This window comes from Rhizobium sp. TRM96647 (assembly GCF_025780115.1).
GTDB lineage: Bacteria > Pseudomonadota > Alphaproteobacteria > Rhizobiales > Rhizobiaceae > Mycoplana.
In genome coordinates, this window is the sequence record NZ_JAOXHF010000003.1 from 220,420 (window position 1) to 237,807 (window position 17,388).

The following is a 17,388-nucleotide window of genomic DNA, read 5'->3' on the forward strand; positions in this document are numbered from 1 at the left end:
CCCGGCTCCGACAGCAACGAGGACCCCGCCGCGCATGGGACGCATCCACCGCCTGCTGGTGCTTCTGGCCTGCCTTGCGATCGCCGTGCCGCCGGCCGCGATCTATTCGGACGCCGTTGCGCAGGAACGGGTGCAGCGCCGCACCGTGCTCGATTTCCTCTTCGGCGGGTTCCGCCGCCGGCCCCGCGCGGAGGCGCAGCCGCGCACGCAACAGCGGGTGCAGCCTCGCCGCAATCAGGCACGGACCCAGAAGCCGAAGTCCCGCACGAAGGCACCGCAGGTGGCCGCACCGGCAGCACCCGTCGTGGTCGAGAAACTGGCCGACGCCCGCCGGGTCCTCATCGTCGGCGATTTCGTCGCAAGCGGCATCGCCGACGGCCTGACCGAGGCCTTCCTGCAGATGCCAGGGGTGGCGATCGAGGCGCGCACCAACGGTTCGTCCGGCCTCGTGCGCCAGGACTACTACAACTGGGATCAGGAGCTGCCGAGGCTGATCGACGAGACCAAACCGGCGGTCGTCGTCCTGAGTATCGGCGCCAACGACCGCCAGATGATGACGATCGGCAGCGTCAAGGAAAAGTTCCGCAGCGAGGCCTGGACGGCGGAATATGCACGCCGCGTGGCGAAGCTCGCAACCGACATCCGCGCCAAGGATGTACCGCTTCTCTGGGTCGGCATGCCGGCCTTCCCGACGGCGTCGATGACCGCCGATATGTCCGCGTTCAACACGGTCTATCGCAGCGCGGTGGAAAAGGCCGGCGGCACCTTCATCGACATCTGGGACGGCTTCGTCGACGAGGACGGCAAGTTCGTCGTCACCGGCTCAGACATTAACGGCCAGCAGGTGCGCCTGCGCGGCTCCGACGGCATCTCGATGACCAAGGCGGGCAAGCGCAAGCTGGCCTTCTATGTCGAGAAGGACATCCGCCGGCTGCTGGGCGACGCGATGACGACGGATGGGCAGACACCGGGCGGCGAGGCGGTGTCCGACATGCTGGTCACCGCCCCCGCCGATCCGGCCGATATCCTCAGGACCCAGCCGATCAGCCTGACCGATCCCACGCTCGACGGCGGCCTTGTCCTCCTGGGCGGCAACGCGCCCGACAAGGCGAGCGGACGCAGCCCGCGGGACCGGATGATCGAAAAGGGCGATTTCGCCGAAGCCCCCGCCGGCCGGGTGGACGACTTCCGCATGGACAAGCTCCGCCCGGCGATCAATGCCGCGGCGGGAAATTGATGCAGCCCCACGGTCCACAGCCTTTTACTCGTTGGGTTTATTGACGGACCAAGCATGAGCACCACCAAGCCGCCAAATTTCTTGATCGATGAAGTGCGCGGTGTAGATCTCACTCCGTGGACGGACATTTTACCCAAGAACTATACGATCTTAGGCGCAAGTCTCTGCTTCGATCTGTTTTTGGCTGATGAATCCGGTGCGGTATACATGTTGGAGATTTCGGCAGGGTCGATTTCTCAGATAGCATCGTCTGAAGACGAATTCCGGAAGAGCTGTATTCTCGACGATGAAGGCTGGCTGTTACGCCCGCTTGTCGAAGCATGCTGGGAAGCTGGAATGAGACCTAACCCTTCGCAATGCTACGCGTTCACGACCCTTCCGCTATTCGGAGGTGAGTACTCGGTCAGCAATATGTGGCTTTGCTCTTGGCTGGAATGGATATCTTTCTGCGGTGATATCTACAATCAGACCAAGCATTTGCCAGACGGAACGACTATCAAGCTAGATTTCGTGGGCTGAGACAAGCGCGCGACGGTCAACATCGATCAAACGCCCAGGAGACGTGTATGGCACTTCCAACTCCAGACGGCATTTCCACCAACCGCTCGACCTTCCTCGCCGTCGAACCGCAGCTCTACGTCACCGCCATCGAAGCCGCCTGCGACTACTACGGCGAACGGCTCGGCTTCACCGTCGCCTTCGTCTACGGCGATCCGCCCTACTATGCGCAGGTCTACCGTGACGGCGTGCAGTTGAACCTACGCCAGGTGCACCAGCTACCGTTCGCCGCCGATTTCCGCGCCCGTGAAGACGATGCGCTGAGCGCAACCATCATCGTCGAGGACGCGGCAGCACTCGCGGCCGAGTTCGAGGCCGCAGGCGCGACCTTCCATCAGGCCCTGCGCACCGAGGAATGGGGAACGAAGACGATCATCGTCGCCGACCCCGACGGCAACCTGATCGCATTTGCCAGTTCCGCCTGACGCGCCCGCCGGCCGGCCACTTGAGGCCCCTCCGGGACACGCATTCGAAAACGGAAAACCCCGCAGGCCGTTCTGGCTTGCGGGGTTTCGATTGCTCAGGCTGGGCTATGCCTGCCCGCTCAGCGCGGCAGCGTCGTCGTTCCCATCAGCGCCTCGTCGATCGCGCGTGCCGCCTGGCGGCCTTCGCGGATCGCCCAGACGACCAGCGACTGGCCGCGGCGGACGTCGCCGGCGGTCCAGAGCTTGTCGACCGAGGTCTTGTAGTCGCGGTCGTTGGCGACGACGTTGGAGGAGCCGCGCTTGTCGGTGTGGATCGTCAGCCGCTCGCCGAGGTCACCCAGAACGCTGTCGGTGAAGGGGCCGCGGAAGCCGATGGCGATGAAGGCAAGGTCGGCCTTGATGATGAACTCCGTGCCGGCGATCGGCTTGCGGCGATCGTCCACCTGGCAGCACTTCACGCCGGTGAGCACACCGTCCTCGTCGCCGACGAATTCGAGCGTGCCGACCTGGAATTCGCGCACGGCACCCTCGGCCTGCGAGGACGAGGTCCGCATCTTCGTGGCCCAGAACGGCCAGATGGCCAGCTTGTCTTCCTTTTCCGGCGGCTGCGGGCGGATGTCGAGCTGGGTCACCTTGACGGCGCCCTGGCGGAAGGCGGTGCCGACGCAGTCGGACGCCGTGTCGCCGCCGCCGACGACGACGACGTGCTTGCCGCCGGCAAGGATCGGATCGGAAGGCCAGCCGACGCTGTCGATGTTCTCGCGACCGACGCGGCGGTTCTGCTGGACGAGGTAGGGCATCGCGTCGTGGACACCGGCGAAGTCGACGCCCGGGATGCCGGCGTCGCGCGGCGTCTCCGAGCCGCCGCAGTAGAGCACGGCGTCGAACTCGGCGAGCAGTTCGTCCATCTTCTTGTCGACGCCGACATTGACGCCGCAATGGAAGGTGACGCCCTCGCCGCGCATCTGGTCGACGCGGCGATCGATGAAGTTCTTCTCCATCTTGAAGTCGGGAATGCCGTAGCGCAGCAGGCCGCCGGCCTTGGTCTCGCGCTCGAACACATGCACCTCATGGCCGGCGCGGGCGAGCTGCTGCGCCGCCGCCATGCCGGCGGGACCGGAACCGATCACGGCGACCTTCTTGCCCGTCTTTACCGTCGCCGGCTGCGGCACGATGTAGCCCATCTCGTAGGCCTTGTCTGCGATCGCCTGCTCGACGGTCTTGATCGCGACCGGCATGTCCTCGAGGTTCAGCGTGCAGGCTTCCTCGCAAGGGGCGGGGCAGACGCGGCCGGTGAACTCCGGGAAATTGTTGGTCGAATGCAGGTTGCGGATCGCCAGTTCCCAATTGCCGCTATAGACGAGGTCGTTCCAGTCCGGGATCTGGTTGTGAACAGGACAACCCGTCGGGCCGTGGCAATATGGAATGCCGCAATCCATGCAGCGCGCGGCCTGCTTTTGGACCTCCTGGTCCGACATGGGGATGGTGAATTCGCGGAAGTGGCGGATGCGATCCGACGCCGGCTGATACTTCGCAACCTGACGATCGATCTCCAAGAAACCTGTAACCTTACCCATTTTCAAATCCTGCTCTAAGCGTGTCTCAACAGGCGCCGTCGCGGCGCGTGGAATGGCCCCCGGCCGTCCTCGGTCAGGGGCACGCATGCGTGGGCCGGGTTACTCGGCCGCTTCCGCCATGTTCATGCGCTCCATCTCCTCGAGCGCGCGCCGGTACTCAACCGGCATGACCTTGCGGAACTTCGGACGGTAGTCCGCCCAGTTGTCCAGGATGTCCTTGGCGCGTTTCGAGCCCGTGTAGTGCAGGTGGTTGGAAATGAGCTGGTACAGCCGCTCCTCGTCGTGGCGGGTCATGTCGCCGGACACGTCGACCCTGCCCTTGTGCATCAGGTCGCCGCCGTGGTGATGCAGCTTCTCCAGCATGTCGTCCTCTTCCGGCACCGGCTGCAGCTCGACCATCGCCATGTTACAGCGACGGGCGAAATCGCCCTCCTCGTCCAGCACATAGGCGACGCCGCCCGACATGCCGGCCGCGAAGTTGCGGCCGGTCTGGCCGATGACGACGACGACGCCGCCGGTCATGTATTCGCAGCCGTGGTCGCCCACGCCCTCGACGACCGCCACGGCACCCGAATTGCGCACGGCGAAGCGCTCGCCCGCGACCCCGTTGAAGTAGCACTCGCCGTCGATCGCACCGTAGAGCACGGTGTTGCCGACGATGATGGAGTCTTCCGCGACCGTCTTCGAGGTCTCCGGCGGACGGACGATGATCTTGCCGCCCGACAAGCCCTTGGCGACGTAGTCGTTGCCGGCGCCGACGAGGTCGAAGGTGACGCCGCGCGCCAGGAAGGCGGCAAACGACTGACCGGCCGTGCCGTTCAGGCGCACGGTGATCGTGTCGTCCTTCAGCCCCTTGTGGCCGTAGCGCTTGGCGACTTCGCCTGACAGCATCGCGCCGGCCGAGCGGTCGACGTTCTTGATGTCGACCTCGAAGGCGGTCGGTGTCTTGCTTTCGAGCGCGGGCCTGGCCTTCTCGATCAGCGTGCGGTCGAGGATGTCCTGGATCGGGTGGTTCTGCCGCTCGGTCCAGTAGGTCGCCTCCTTCGGCGCATCGACCTTGTGGAAGATGCGGCTGAAATCGAGGCCCTGCGCCTTCCAGTGCGAGATCAGCGCTTCCTTCTCCAGCAGCTCGGAGGCGCCGATGATCTCGTCGAGCCTGCGCACGCCGAGCGAGGCCAGGATCTCGCGGACCTCTTCGGCGACGAAGAAGAAGTAGTTGACCACATGCTCCGGCGCACCCTTGAAGCGCTTGCGCAGCACCGGATCCTGCGTGGCGACGCCGACCGGACAGGTGTTGAGATGGCACTTGCGCATCATGATGCAGCCTGCCGCGATCAGAGGCGCGGTGGCAAAGCCGAACTCGTCGGCGCCGAGAAGCGCGCCGACGACGACGTCGCGACCGGTCTTCAAGCCCCCGTCGACCTGAAGCGCGATGCGCGAGCGCAGGCCGTTCAGCACCAGCGTCTGGTGGGTTTCGGCAAGGCCGATCTCCCAGGGCGAGCCCGCATGCTTGAGCGAGGTCAGCGGCGAGGCGCCGGTGCCGCCGTCGAAGCCGGCAACGGTGATGTGGTCGGCACGGGCCTTGGCGACGCCGGCGGCAACCGTGCCGACGCCGACTTCGGAGACGAGCTTGACCGAGACGTCCGCCGCAGGATTGACGTTCTTCAGGTCGTAGATCAGCTGCGCCAGATCCTCGATCGAGTAGATGTCATGGTGCGGCGGCGGCGAGATCAGGCCGACGCCCGGCGTCGAGTGGCGGGTCTTGGCGATCGTCGCATCGACCTTGTGGCCGGGCAACTGGCCGCCCTCGCCGGGCTTTGCCCCCTGCGCCACCTTGATCTGCAGCATGTCGGCATTGACCAGGTACTCGGTGGTGACGCCGAAGCGGCCGGACGCGATCTGTTTGATCGCCGAGCGTTCCGGGTTCGTGGAGCCGTCAGGCAGCGGCAGGTAGCGGTCGGCTTCCTCGCCGCCCTCGCCGGTGTTCGACTTGCCGCCGATCCGGTTCATGGCGATCGCCAGCGTCGTGTGCGCCTCGCGGCTAATCGAGCCGAAGGACATTGCACCGGTCGAGAAGCGCTTGACGATCTCGGACGCCGGCTCAACCTCGTCGATCGATACGGGCTCGCGGCCCCAGGCGCTCGCGCCCTTAATGGAGAATAGGCCGCGGATCGTGTTCATGCGCAGCGACGAGGCGTTCACCATCTCGGCGAACTCCTTGTAGCGATCCTGCGCATTGCCGCGCACGGCATGCTGCAGTGAGGCGACCGCGTCCGGCGTCCAGGCATGCTCCTCGCCGCGCATGCGGAAGGCATATTCGCCGCCGATGTCGAGCGTGTTGGCCAGGATCGGGTCGCGGCCGAAGGCGGCCTTGTGGCGGGCGACCGTCTCGCGGGCGATCTCCTCCAGCCCGACGCCCTCGATGGTCGTCGCGGTGCCGAAGAAGTACTTGTCGACCAGCGCCGACGACAGGCCGATCGCATCGAAGATCTGCGCGCCGCAATAGGACTGGTAGGTCGAGATGCCCATCTTGGACATGACCTTCAGGATGCCCTTGCCCACTGCCTTGATGTAGCGGTAGACGACTTCGCTCTCGTCCACTTCCTTCGGGAACTCGCCGCGCTTGTGCATGTCGGTGAGCGTATCGAAGGCGAGGTAGGGGTTGATCGCCTCCGCGCCGTAGCCGGCAAGCAGGCAGAAATGGTGCACCTCGCGGGGCTCGCCCGTCTCCACCACGAGGCCAACGGAGGTGCGAAGCCCCTTGCGGATCAGGTGATGGTGCACGGCGGCCGTCGCCAGGAGCGCCGGGATCGCCACGCGATCCGGTCCGATCTGGCGGTCGGAGAGCACGATGATGTTGTAGCCGCCCTTCACCGCCGCTTCCGCGCGTTCGCACAGGCGGTCGAGCATCTCCGGCATGGCATCGGCGCCGCGCGAGATGTCGTAGGTAAAGTCGAGCGTCTTGGTGTCGAAGCGGTCTTCCGTGTGCCCGATCGAGCGGATCTTCTCCAGATCGCCGTTTGTCAGGATCGGCTGGCGCACTTCCATGCGCTTGGCATGCGCGGCCCCTTCGTGGTCAAGGATGTTCGGCCGCGGCCCGATGAAGGAGACGAGGCTCATCACCAGTTCCTCGCGGATCGGATCGATCGGCGGGTTGGTGACCTGCGCGAAGTTCTGCTTGAAATAGGTATAGAGCAGCTTGGTCTTGTCCGACATCGCCGAGATCGGCGTGTCGGTGCCCATTGAGCCGATCGCCTCCTGCCCCGTCGTCGCCATCGGCGACATCAGGAGCTTGGTGTCCTCCAGCGTGTAGCCGAACGCCTGCTGGCGATCGAGCAGCGACACGTCGCGGCGCAGCGCCCGCGGCTCGACCGGCCGCAGGTCCTCCAGGATCAGCTGGGTGTTGTCCAGCCAGGTGCGGTAGGGGTGCTTGCTGGCGAGGTCGGACTTCACCTCCTCGTCGGAGACGATGCGGCCCTTCTCCATGTCGATCAGCAGCATCTTGCCCGGCTGCAGGCGCCACTTCCTGACGATGTTCTCGTCCTTGACCGGCAGCGTGCCGGCCTCGGAGGCGAGGATCACGCGGTCGTCGTCGGTGACGATGTAGCGGGCCGGACGCAGGCCGTTACGGTCGAGCGTCGCGCCGATCTGCTTGCCGTCGGTGAAGGCGACCGCGGCCGGGCCGTCCCACGGCTCCATCAGGGCGGCGTGATATTCGTAGAAGGCCTTCCGCTCGGGCGACATCAGCTGGTTGCCGGCCCAGGCTTCCGGGATCAGCATCATGACAGCATGTGCCATCGAATAGCCGCCGCGGATCAAAAATTCGAGCGCGTTGTCGAAACAGGCGGTATCGGACTGGCCCTCATAGGAGATCGGCCAGAGCTTGGTGATGTCCTCGCCGAACAGCGGCGAGGACACCGACGCCTGCCGGGCAGCCATCCAGTTGACGTTGCCGCGCAGCGTGTTGATCTCGCCGTTGTGGGCGACCATGCGGTAGGGATGCGCCAGCTTCCACGACGGGAAGGTGTTGGTCGAAAAGCGCTGGTGGACGAGTGCGACGGCACTCTCGAAGCGCGGATCTGCCAGGTCCTTGTAGTAGGCGCCGACCTGGTAGGCCAGGAACATGCCCTTGTAGACGATGGTCGAGGACGACAGCGACACCGGGTAGAAGCCGCTCTCCTCGCCCTGGTACTCGTCATAGATACGGTTGGAGATCACCTTGCGCAGCGTGAACAGGCGGCGCTCGAACTCGGCCGTCGAGGCGGCGTCGCGCCCGGCACCGACGAAGATCTGCACATGCTTCGGTTCGGTGGCGGCGATCTCGGGCGCCTTGGATAGTGAGGAATTATCGACCGGCACGTCGCGGAAGCCGAGCAGCACCTGCCCCTCTTCGGCGACGACGTCCTCGATCACCTTCATGAAATGCGCGACGAGCGTCTCGTCCTGCGGCATGAAGATGTGGCCGACGGCATATTCGCCGGCCTTCGGCAGGGTGACGCCCTGCTTGGCCATCTCCTCGCGGAAGAAGCGATCCGGAATCTGGACGAGGATGCCGGCACCGTCGCCCATCAGCGGGTCGGCGCCGACGGCGCCGCGATGCGTCAGGTTCTCGAGCATGAACAGCCCGTCCTTGACGATCTGGTGCGACTTCTGGCCCTTCAGGTGCGCGACGAAACCGACGCCGCACGCGTCATGCTCGTTGCGCGGGTCGTACAGCCCTTGTTTTTTAGGAAGCCCGACGCGACGCGCCGTCGTTTTGGCGTCCGTCGCAGCCGTCTGCGCGCGGTTCAAACCAAAACTCTTCGACGCGAATTCCGCCATCGTCTTTCCTCCTGTGGCCCGGGCAATGCGGGCAGGCTTTTGCCCGCGTGCCGACCGTCTGCATCCTTGCAGTCCGGCCCCACGGGCATCATCGTTGCATGAACCGTACCGGGCGGCAAACTGAAGTCGGCCCGGCGAGGCATAAACGTCAGAAACCGTCGCAATCTGCATGGCATTCGCGATCGACTTGCGATCCGCGGCACTTGCATCACGGCCGAACGCCCGCAAGAAGCGAGAGATCGGACATCGTTTCGGTCCCCCTGACCGAAATAGGACAGCAAGACTGTCCTATTTCGTAGGCTCTATGCCAGAAACGACCCGGCGCCGCAAGGGCATCCGGCCAAAATTTTAACATCAAATGACGAAAAATTGCGACTTACACACCTCTTTTGAAACTTAATTACGAGTGCGCGACCGAAGGTTTCAGTTAATTCCAAAATCGCGTCCCGTCACCGTTTTGCCACCGTTTCGCCGCCGGATCCCGTTGATCGGTGCCCGTGCTCGTCTATGGTCGCACCGATCGATGACACTGGAGCCGGCCGAGCCGGAAGAACCGCATGTATTTCGCCTCCGACAACTGGGCCGGCGCCCATCCCGAGATTGCCAGCAGCCTCAGCAAGGCCGCCGACGGTTTCGCCAAGGCCTATGGCGCAAGCGACCTCGACAGGAAGGTGGAGCACACCTTCAGCGAGATCTTCGAGCACGACGTCGCCGTCTTCTTCGTCGGCACCGGAACGGCCGCCAATTCGCTGGCACTCGCAAGCTGCAACCGTCCGGGCGGCCAGGTGTTCTGCCACGCCGAGGCCCATGTGAACGTCGACGAGTGCAACGCGCCGGAGTTCTTCGCGACCGGCTCCAAGCTCGTCTCCGTCGCAGGGAAAGAGGGGCGGATGGCGCCCGACGCGCTGGCGGCCGCGATTGCCCGCTTCCCGCCCGACTTCGTCCATGGCGGCCAGCCGATGGCCGTCACCATGACGCAGGCGACCGAGGCCGGCACGGTCTATGCGCTGGACGAGATCGCCGCGATCGGCAGGATCGCCCACGACGCGAAGCTGCCCCTGCACATGGACGGCGCCCGCTTTGCCAATGCGCTGGTGACGCTCGACACCACGCCGGCGGACATGACCTGGAAGCGCGGCGTCGACATCCTTTCCTTCGGCGGAACCAAGAACGGCTGCTGGTGCGCCGAGGCGCTGGTGCTTTTCGATCCCGCCCACGCCCGCCAGATGCACTACCTGCGCAAGCGCTCCGCCCAGCTCTTCTCCAAGTCCCGCTTCATCGCCGCCCAGTTCGACGCCTATTTCAGAGATGGGCTGTGGCTCGCGCTCGCCCGCCATTCCAACGCCATGGCGTCGCGACTGGCAGACGGCTTCGCCGCGGCGAATTCCGCCCGCCTCGCCTGGCCGACCGGCTCCAACGAGGTCTTCACCATCCTGAAGAACGCGACCCTGCAGGCGCTGCGGGACGAGGGCGCCGTCTTCTACGACTGGCCGGCGCCGGCCGGCATCCGCGAGACCATGGCCGGCGACGAGACGATGGTCCGCCTCGTCACCAGCTTCGCCACGACCGAAGACGAGGTCGACCGCTTCCTGTCCGTCTGCACGCGCTGAGCGCGCATCAGTCCGCCCCGTGCGGCAGGATGCGGGCGACGATGAGGCTGGACAGCGCCTCCGTCAGCGCCGCATCGGCCCCGCGGCGCGGGATCAGCATGAACTCGACGTCCTCGAGCTGCGGCAGGCGGTCGGCGGGAATCTCCTTCAGCCCCGAAGGCACCATGCTTCGCGGCTGTACCAGCACCCCCATGCCGGCGCGCGCCGCCGCCGTCAGCCCGCTGAGGCTGCCGCAGGTGCAGACGATCCGCCAGGCGATCCTCGCCCGGTCGAGCGCCTCCTGCGCCGCCCTGCGGGTAATGCTCGGCGCCGGAAAGGCGATCAGCGGCAGGGCGCCGCCGCGCGACAGCACCAGGTCCGGATCGCGCGCCAGCCAGACCAGCGGCTCGCGATAGAGAAGCCGCCCCTGCATCTCGCCGGCGTGCCGCTTGGCGAGCACCAGGTCGAGGTCGCCGGCCTCCTGCATCTGGTAGAGCACCGCGCTCAGCGCCACGGTCAGCTCGAGATCGACGAATGGATGCAACCGGATGAAATCCTCCAGGATCGCCGTCAGCCGGTTCGCCACCACGTCCTCCGAGACGCCGAGCCGCAATCGCCCGCGCAGGCGGCTCTCGGAAAAGAGCGACGTCACCTTGCCGTTGAGGTCCAGCATGCTGCGGGCGTGGCCGAGCAGCGCCTCCCCCTCGCCGGTCAGCCTGACATGATGGGTATCGCGGAAGACGAGCTGGCGGCCGAGCGCCTTCTCCAGCCGCTGGATATGCTGCGTCATGGTCGACTGGCCGATGCCGAGCCGCTCGGCAGCCGCAGTGAAGCTGCCGGTCTGCTCCAGCATGACGAAGCTGTTGAGATGGGTCAGGTTCAGCATGGTTATCCCGTATTGCGATAACTGTTAGTGTTTGCATCCTGCTTCATGATGAGCGAGGGGTAAAGCCGAAACCAAGGGACTCCGACAGCCAAAGGGAATACCAGAGCATGAGCCGCTTCCTGCCCGACCGCTTCACGATCATGCTGGTCTGCACCGTCATCCTCGCCTCTCTCCTGCCGGTGAGCGGCGTTGCGACCGACTATTTCTCGATCGCCACCAATCTCGCCATCGCGCTTCTGTTCTTCCTGCATGGTGCCCGCCTGTCCCGCGACGTCGTGGTCGCCGGCATGCTCCACTGGCGCCTCCACCTGGTCATCATGCTGACGACCTTTGCGGTCTTCCCGCTGCTCGGCCTTGCGATCGGCTTTCTGCCCGAATCGATCCTGCCCAGGCCGCTCTATCTCGGCATCCTCTTCCTCTGCGTCCTGCCCTCGACCGTCCAATCCTCGATCGCATTTACCTCCATGGCCGGCGGAAACGTACCGGCGGCGATCTGCTCGGCATCGGCCTCCAACATCCTCGGCATGTTCCTGACGCCGCTCCTCGTCGGCCTGCTGTTTTCGATCGGCGGCCATGGCGGCTTTTCCTGGGATGCGCTGCAGAAGATCCTGCTGCAATTGCTGGCGCCCTTCGTGCTCGGCCAGTTGCTCGAGCCCTGGATCGGCAACTGGATCCGCAGCAAGAAGAAGATCCTGAGCCCCGTCGACCGCGGCTCGATCCTGATGGTCGTCTATCTCGCCTTCTCGGAAGCCGTGATCCAGGGCATCTGGCACACCTTTTCGGCCGGCGACATCGCCACGCTTGTCGTCATCGACATCGTCCTGCTTGCCGCCGTGCTGCTGACCACCTTCTACGGCAGCCGCCTGCTCGGTTTCTCCCGGCAGGACGAGATCACCATCGTCTTCTGCGGATCGAAGAAGTCGCTTGCGAGCGGCGTTCCGATGGCCAATGCGATCTTCGCCGGCCAGCCGGTCGGCGCGATCCTGCTGCCGATCATGCTGTTCCACCAGATCCAGCTGATGGCCTGCGCGGTGATCGCGCAGAAATATGCGGAGCGCCAGCGGGCAAAGGAGCAGGAGGCGCTGGCCGCCGCAGCCGCGGCCTGAGGAACGACCGCCTCCCCAACGAAAAACGGCGCCCTTTCGGGCGCCGTTCGCGTGTCCGGATCAGGAAAGTTCGTCAGGCGGTCTGGGCCTCGATCTGCTTGGGCTCGCGGCTGGCCGCGGTGATCTCGATCTTGCGCGGCTTGGCGGCTTCCGGGATCTCGCGGACGAGATCGACGTGGAGCAGGCCGTTCTTCAGCTGCGCGCCGCGGATCTCGACATGGTCGGCAAGCTGGAAGCGGCGCTCGAAGGCGCGCTTGGCGATGCCACGATAGAGGAACTGCGACGGATCGCCGTTTTCCTCGGCCTTCTCGCCCTTGACGGTGAGCACATGCTCGCGAGCCTCGATGGAAAGCTCGCTTTCATCGAAACCGGCAACCGCCATGGTGATGCGGTAGGCGTTTTCGCCGGTGCGCTCGATATTGTAGGGCGGGTAGCTCTGGCCCTGGTCCGGCTGGCCGAGGCTGTCGAGCATCGTGAACAGGCGGTCGAAGCCGACGGTGGAGCGGTAGAGGGGGGAGAAATCGAAGTGACGCATGGTGTCCTCCATTTGAGCAACGTGTTTGCGATCGAAACCGACACCTGATTTCAAGGGTGCCGGTCGGTTCCAAGGGCTCACCCCGATTGGCGGTGATTGCCCGTCAGCAGGCCCTTTCCGGCGCCCGCACGGTTGAGATGGTGATACCGGCCGGGCAGTTCAAGCCCCCTGCCCTAGCCCCTCGGATGCGGCCTCAGATCCCCTCCATGCCGTCTGAACGGCCGATGAACGCGGCCTTCCGGCTCCGTTCACCTGCCGCCGGATACACCGTCACCATCGGAAGCGCGATCTTCCGCCGCCGGGGTGAAACGTCCCTTCCACCCCGGTCACTCTAGCCGGCTTGCGCAGACGCCCCCCGCGTCCCGCATGGCCGGCTTTTTTCTTTGACGCGAACCGGGCGAGCCCCTACCCTCGTGCGCAATCGCTTCCCGAGCCCGGCCCGGACATGGACGAACTCCTTTTCGCAACACCCGACAATCCCGTTCCCGACAATCACTTCACCGGCTTCTTCGAAGGCAGGGGCGGCGTGAAGATCCGCTATGCCGTCTTCCGCTCGGCCGCACGTGAGGCGAAGGGAACGGTCGTGCTGCTCCAGGGGCGCAGCGAACAGATCGAGAAATACTTCGAGACCATCAACGAGCTGACGGCGCGCGGGCTCTGGGTCGCGACCTTCGACTGGCGTGGACAGGGCGGATCGGGCCGCATGCTGGGCGATCCGCTGCGCGGCCATGTCGTCCGCTTTTCCGACTACGAGGCCGACCTGAACCATTTCCTCGAACAGGTCGTCCTTCCCGACACGCGCCTGCCGTTCTTCATCGTCGCCCATTCCATGGGCGCGCTCGTCGCCCTGTCGCGGGCGCCCGAACTGGAGAGCCGGGTCGACCGCATGGTGCTGGCCGCGCCCTTCCTGGCGCTGGCCGGACAGGTGATGAGCCAGCGCTCGATCACCATGATCGCCAATACGGCGAGTCTCTTCCAGCTCGGCGGACGCACCTTCCGCAAGCATCCGCCGGCGCCGCCGTTTGAGGGCAATGCCTTGACCGGCGATCGCCGCCGCTTCGAGCGCAACATGGCGATCTGCAACGCTTTTCCGGACCTGACCCTCGGCCAGCCGACCGCCCGCTGGCTCAAGGAATCGCTGTCCGCCATCGCCCGCGTCTCGCGCCAGGAACACCTGACCCGCATCCGCATCCCCACGCTCGTGCTCTGCCCGACGCTGGACCCGATCGTGCCGCGCTCGACGTTGAACGCCTTCGCCAGGAAGTTTCGCGCCGGCCGCCTGATCGAGATCGACGGCGCCCGCCACGAACTCTTCAGCGAGGCAGACCGCTACCGCGCCCAGGCGATGGCGGCGATCGAGGCCTTCATCCCTGGAAGCCAGGCGGAGCAGACGGCACTCGGCGCGTGAACCGGGATTTCGACCGGGCTCCGGTCAGCTGCGAAGGATCGCCATCGCCTCGTCGTAGACGGCCCGGCTGCCGGCCGCAATCACCCGGCCGCCCATCTCCGCGCGCCCGCCGTCCCAGTCGGTGATGATCCCGCCCGCCTGCTCGATGACCGGGATGAGACCGCCGACGTCATAGGCCTTCAGCGACGTCTCGATGACGAGATCGACATGGCCGGCGGCCAGCAGCGCATAGGCGTAGCAATCGACGCCGTAGCGGAACAGGCGCACCTTGTCCTGCACCGCCTCGTAGCGCTGGCGGTCGCCGTCGACGAAGATGTGCGGCGACGTCGTGAACATGACGGCGTCCGACAGGCCCGCGCAGGCGCGGGTTTTCAGGACGCGTTCGCCTTCCGGGCCCCTGTAGAACGACTGGCTGCCGTCGGAGAAATAACGCTCCCCGGTGAACGGCTGGTCGACGAGCCCCATCACCGCCCGGCCGTTCCTGTAGAGGCCGATCAGCGTTCCCCAGACGGGCACCCCTGAAATGAACGCGCGCGTGCCGTCGATCGGATCGATGACCCAGACATACTCCCGGTCGAGCCCCACCGAACCGTGCTCCTCGCCGAGAATGCCGTGCTCCGGAAAACGCTCGGTGATCACGGCACGGATCGCAGCCTCCGCGGCGCGGTCGCCCTCCGTCACCGGATCGAAGCCCCCCTCCTCCTTGTTCACCACATGGGCGCCGACGCGGAAGCGCGGCAGCGTCTCGGCCTTGGCGGCATCGGCGAGGAGGTCGAAGAAGGCGCGATCGGGAAGCATGGCAATCTCACATTTGGCGAAGGTCGATCGTCCTTAGAGCAAGACGCGGCAAAACGGAACCGTTCCGGAGGTGCATCGCCCGGACGAGGCCTGCCGGCGGGACCGTGCGCTGCGGGCCCATTGCCGAAAAATTGGTCCCTGTCCGGAAATGCTTGACAATTGTGCAGCGCAATATTATGGTTCGGCTACAGTCACTCGTGACTGTAATACCCTCCTTGGGTGTTTCCTCCCTAGACTTAACCGCGCCCACAGCGCGGTTTTTTTTGAGGGGAACGTCAAGGCAAGGGGCGTTCAGCACGCTCGGGCGTGCCCCGGCCCTCACTCTGCGGCAAGGGCGCTGTCGGAGGCATATTTCTCGACATAACCGGACAGTTCGGCAAGCGCCCAGGCGATCCCCGCCCGGACCGCCTCGAATTCCGGCTTCTTCCGCAGCGTCGTCTCGTCCACGTAGAGCGCCCGGTTGACCTCGATCTGGATGGCATGCAACCCCTTGGCGGGCCGCCCGTAGTGCTCGGTGATGAAGCCGCCGGCATAGGGCTTGTTGCGGGCGACGACGAAGCCCATGTCCTCGAACAGGCGGACGACGGCGCGGGACAGGTCGCCGGCAGCGCTGGTGCCGTAGCGGTCGCCGATGATGAAATCCGGCTTCTCGCCGCCGGCGATGCGGATGTTGCCGGGCATGGAATGGCAGTCCACCAGGACGGCAAATCCGAATTTCAGGTGCGTGCGCACGATCAGGCTGCGAAGGCAGGCATGATAGGGCTTGTAGATCGTCTCGATCCGCTCCAGCGCCTCGCTGACCGGCATGCGGCGCTGGTAGATCTCCATGTTCTCTGCCACCACCCGCGGCACCGTGCCGAGCCCGCCGGCGACCCGCATCGAAGAGACATTGGCATAGGGCGGAAGCGAGCCTTCGAACATGCGCGGGTCGAGTTCATACGGCTCGCGGTTGACGTCGAGGAAGGCGCGCGGGAAGTGGGCCAGGAGCATCGGCGCGCCGAGTTCGGTCGCTGCGCCGAAAAGCTCGTCCACATAGTGATCCTCCGACCGGCGGATCGAATGCGCATCCAGCCGCGAATCACGGATAAATCCCTGTGGATAGGCGCGCCCGCTATGGGGGGAATTGAACACCAGTGGAAGGGTCTGCGAGGCCGGCTCCAGGACCTCGAAGAGGCCTTTCTCGCTGAATTCCGGAGCCATTTCGGTCCTTTACCATATGACAAGATCGCGATGTCCTGTATGTTGCCAGCCGCAGCCACCCGTGTCCATAGTCGCCACGACGCAACGAGGCCGCGATTCGTCCGTTCATCGGATTTTTACCGGAATCGTTATTTCGTACCTGAACCGCCGCACCGGCAGAACAACCAGCAGTAACGGCCCCCACGTACATGAGTTTCAAGATCCTCCTCGCCGAAGACGACAACGACATGCGCCGCTTTCTCGTGAAGGCTCTCGAGCGCGCCGGCTACAAGGTCACCTCCTACGACAACGGAGCGAGCGCCTATGACCGGCTTCGCGAGGAGCCGTTCTCGCTGCTTCTGACCGACATCGTCATGCCGGAGATGGACGGCATCGAGCTTGCCCGCCGCGCCACCGAACTGGATCCGGATCTCAAGGTCATGTTCATCACCGGCTTCGCAGCCGTTGCGCTGAACCCGGACTCCAAGGCCCCGAAGGACGCCAAGGTCCTCTCCAAGCCGTTCCACCTGCGTGACCTCGTCGACGAGGTCAACAAGATGCTGGCCGCCTGAGCGCCGCTCCTGTTGCAGGAAAATCCGTCTCTTTGAGTGCCGCGGCCCGGACGGGTGCGCGGCATTGCTATTGCCGCAGCAGCAACAGCGCCACATAGGCGATCACGGTCAGAAGCAGACCGCGGAAGGCGAAGCGCACCATGCGGTACTTGTCCAGCGCAAGTTTCGCCATCGCATCGGCGTTCTCCACGTACTGCCCGAAGAGATAGCCCATGTCGCCCGCCGCACTGGCGGCGAGCAGGCGGCCGCGCTGCTCCTTCCATGCGCCCCAGAACAGCGAGGTGCAGTGCTCGGCCCGGCGCGGCAGCACGACGAGGATGGCGCAGACGATGGTAAGGACGACGGATGCGGCAAGGATGGCGGACGCCACCGCCCACAGATGCGCACTGCCGGTGTATCGCGACAACTGGAAGACGCCCTGACCTTCGGCAGACCACATCAGGAACGCCAGCATGAAGGTAAAGATATAGGCCGCCTTCTGGTCCGCCGACCTGAGCTGGTCGTAGAAGACGTCGTTTACCTTCTTGATGTGGTTGAAATGTTCGATGGAAATCGAACCCTCATCCGTCTCTACAGGGATACTGCCGTCCTTCAAGCTATTTCCGATGCCCGTCATGAACTTGTCGCCCCGTTTTCAGCCCGTTTTCAAGTGTTTCCCTGTTAATACAGCAATGAATAAAAGCAAGTGGAAGACCCC

The 17,388-nt window shown here is 65.0% G+C and carries 14 protein-coding genes; 7 read left to right on the forward strand and 7 right to left on the reverse strand.

Going from position 1 to position 17,388, the window contains the following annotated elements:
- The first annotated feature begins 34 nt into the window (after positions 1–34).
- Genes OCK02_RS06930 through OCK02_RS06940 form a run of 3 tightly spaced genes read left to right on the forward strand, consistent with a single transcriptional unit; the run spans position 35 to position 2,220 of the window.
- Complete coding sequence (locus OCK02_RS06930; protein ID WP_263812388.1) at positions 35–1,237, forward strand: DUF459 domain-containing protein; 1,203 nt, start codon at positions 35–37, stop codon at positions 1,235–1,237.
- A gap of 54 nt (positions 1,238–1,291) precedes the next feature.
- A complete protein-coding gene (locus OCK02_RS06935) occupies positions 1,292–1,756 on the forward strand; it encodes a DUF1851 domain-containing protein (protein WP_263812389.1) in 465 nt (154 codons plus the stop codon).
- 47 nt (positions 1,757–1,803) lie between these two features.
- A complete protein-coding gene (locus tag OCK02_RS06940) occupies positions 1,804–2,220 on the forward strand; it encodes a VOC family protein (RefSeq protein ID WP_230806903.1) in 417 nt (138 codons plus the stop codon).
- A gap of 119 nt (positions 2,221–2,339) precedes the next feature.
- Here OCK02_RS06940 and OCK02_RS06945 read toward each other — a convergent pair whose 3' ends face one another.
- Entirely contained in the window at positions 2,340–3,797 is a 1,458-nt protein-coding gene (locus OCK02_RS06945) for a glutamate synthase subunit beta (protein WP_263812390.1), read from the reverse strand.
- A gap of 99 nt (positions 3,798–3,896) precedes the next feature.
- Entirely contained in the window at positions 3,897–8,618 is a 4,722-nt protein-coding gene (gltB, locus tag OCK02_RS06950) for a glutamate synthase large subunit (RefSeq protein WP_263812391.1), read from the reverse strand.
- A 557-nt stretch (positions 8,619–9,175) separates the two neighbouring features.
- Between gltB and OCK02_RS06955 the strand changes: the two genes are divergently transcribed.
- Complete coding sequence (locus OCK02_RS06955) at positions 9,176–10,228, forward strand: threonine aldolase family protein (RefSeq protein WP_263812392.1); 1,053 nt, start codon at positions 9,176–9,178, stop codon at positions 10,226–10,228.
- 7 nt (positions 10,229–10,235) lie between these two features.
- Here the strand turns inward: OCK02_RS06955 and OCK02_RS06960 are convergent, their stop codons facing one another.
- A complete protein-coding gene (locus OCK02_RS06960) occupies positions 10,236–11,093 on the reverse strand; it encodes a LysR family transcriptional regulator (RefSeq protein WP_263812393.1) in 858 nt (285 codons plus the stop codon).
- Between the two features lie 107 nt (positions 11,094–11,200).
- On the opposite strand from OCK02_RS06960, the gene OCK02_RS06965 reads away from it, so the two are divergent.
- Complete coding sequence (locus OCK02_RS06965) at positions 11,201–12,199, forward strand: bile acid:sodium symporter family protein (RefSeq protein WP_263812394.1); 999 nt, start codon at positions 11,201–11,203, stop codon at positions 12,197–12,199.
- 73 nt (positions 12,200–12,272) lie between these two features.
- Here OCK02_RS06965 and OCK02_RS06970 read toward each other — a convergent pair whose 3' ends face one another.
- Positions 12,273–12,734 (reverse strand): Hsp20 family protein, encoded by a 462-nt coding sequence (locus OCK02_RS06970; RefSeq protein ID WP_263812395.1) that lies wholly within the window; start codon positions 12,732–12,734, stop codon positions 12,273–12,275.
- A gap of 445 nt (positions 12,735–13,179) precedes the next feature.
- Between OCK02_RS06970 and OCK02_RS06975 the strand changes: the two genes are divergently transcribed.
- Positions 13,180–14,142, forward strand: a complete 963-nt coding sequence (locus tag OCK02_RS06975) for an alpha/beta fold hydrolase (protein ID WP_263812396.1) — start codon at positions 13,180–13,182, stop codon at positions 14,140–14,142.
- A 24-nt stretch (positions 14,143–14,166) separates the two neighbouring features.
- Here OCK02_RS06975 and hisN read toward each other — a convergent pair whose 3' ends face one another.
- Both hisN and OCK02_RS06985 read right to left on the reverse strand, forming a co-directional pair.
- The gene (gene hisN / locus OCK02_RS06980) at positions 14,167–14,940 is read right to left on the reverse strand and encodes a histidinol-phosphatase (protein ID WP_263812397.1); all 774 of its coding nucleotides are present in this window, start codon (positions 14,938–14,940) and stop codon (positions 14,167–14,169) included.
- 318 nt (positions 14,941–15,258) lie between these two features.
- Entirely contained in the window at positions 15,259–16,140 is an 882-nt protein-coding gene (locus OCK02_RS06985; protein ID WP_263812398.1) for an N-formylglutamate amidohydrolase, read from the reverse strand.
- A 188-nt stretch (positions 16,141–16,328) separates the two neighbouring features.
- Here OCK02_RS06985 and cpdR1 point away from each other — a divergent pair, with 188 nt between their 5' ends.
- A complete protein-coding gene (gene cpdR1 / locus OCK02_RS06990) occupies positions 16,329–16,691 on the forward strand; it encodes a response regulator CpdR1 (protein WP_112593707.1) in 363 nt (120 codons plus the stop codon).
- A gap of 67 nt (positions 16,692–16,758) precedes the next feature.
- Here cpdR1 and OCK02_RS06995 read toward each other — a convergent pair whose 3' ends face one another.
- The gene (locus OCK02_RS06995) at positions 16,759–17,307 is read right to left on the reverse strand and encodes a Pycsar system effector family protein (RefSeq protein ID WP_412178774.1); all 549 of its coding nucleotides are present in this window, start codon (positions 17,305–17,307) and stop codon (positions 16,759–16,761) included.
- Between the last annotated feature and the right edge of the window lie 81 nt (positions 17,308–17,388).

Coding starts and splice junctions, on each gene's coding strand:
- cpdR1 (WP_112593707.1), top strand. CDS start 16,329: ATGAGTTTCAAGATCCTCCTCGCCGAAGACGACAACGACATGCGCCGC.
- hisN (WP_263812397.1), bottom strand. CDS start 14,940: ATGCTTCCCGATCGCGCCTTCTTCGACCTCCTCGCCGATGCCGCCAAG.
- OCK02_RS06995 (WP_412178774.1), bottom strand. CDS start 17,307: ATGACGGGCATCGGAAATAGCTTGAAGGACGGCAGTATCCCTGTAGAG.
- OCK02_RS06970 (WP_263812395.1), bottom strand. CDS start 12,734: ATGCGTCACTTCGATTTCTCCCCCCTCTACCGCTCCACCGTCGGCTTC.
- OCK02_RS06960 (WP_263812393.1), bottom strand. CDS start 11,093: ATGCTGAACCTGACCCATCTCAACAGCTTCGTCATGCTGGAGCAGACC.
- OCK02_RS06940 (WP_230806903.1), top strand. CDS start 1,804: ATGGCACTTCCAACTCCAGACGGCATTTCCACCAACCGCTCGACCTTC.
- OCK02_RS06945 (WP_263812390.1), bottom strand. CDS start 3,797: ATGGGTAAGGTTACAGGTTTCTTGGAGATCGATCGTCAGGTTGCGAAG.
- OCK02_RS06985 (WP_263812398.1), bottom strand. CDS start 16,140: ATGGCTCCGGAATTCAGCGAGAAAGGCCTCTTCGAGGTCCTGGAGCCG.
- OCK02_RS06975 (WP_263812396.1), top strand. CDS start 13,180: ATGGACGAACTCCTTTTCGCAACACCCGACAATCCCGTTCCCGACAAT.
- gltB (WP_263812391.1), bottom strand. CDS start 8,618: ATGGCGGAATTCGCGTCGAAGAGTTTTGGTTTGAACCGCGCGCAGACG.
- OCK02_RS06955 (WP_263812392.1), top strand. CDS start 9,176: ATGTATTTCGCCTCCGACAACTGGGCCGGCGCCCATCCCGAGATTGCC.
- OCK02_RS06965 (WP_263812394.1), top strand. CDS start 11,201: ATGAGCCGCTTCCTGCCCGACCGCTTCACGATCATGCTGGTCTGCACC.
- OCK02_RS06930 (WP_263812388.1), top strand. CDS start 35: ATGGGACGCATCCACCGCCTGCTGGTGCTTCTGGCCTGCCTTGCGATC.
- OCK02_RS06935 (WP_263812389.1), top strand. CDS start 1,292: ATGAGCACCACCAAGCCGCCAAATTTCTTGATCGATGAAGTGCGCGGT.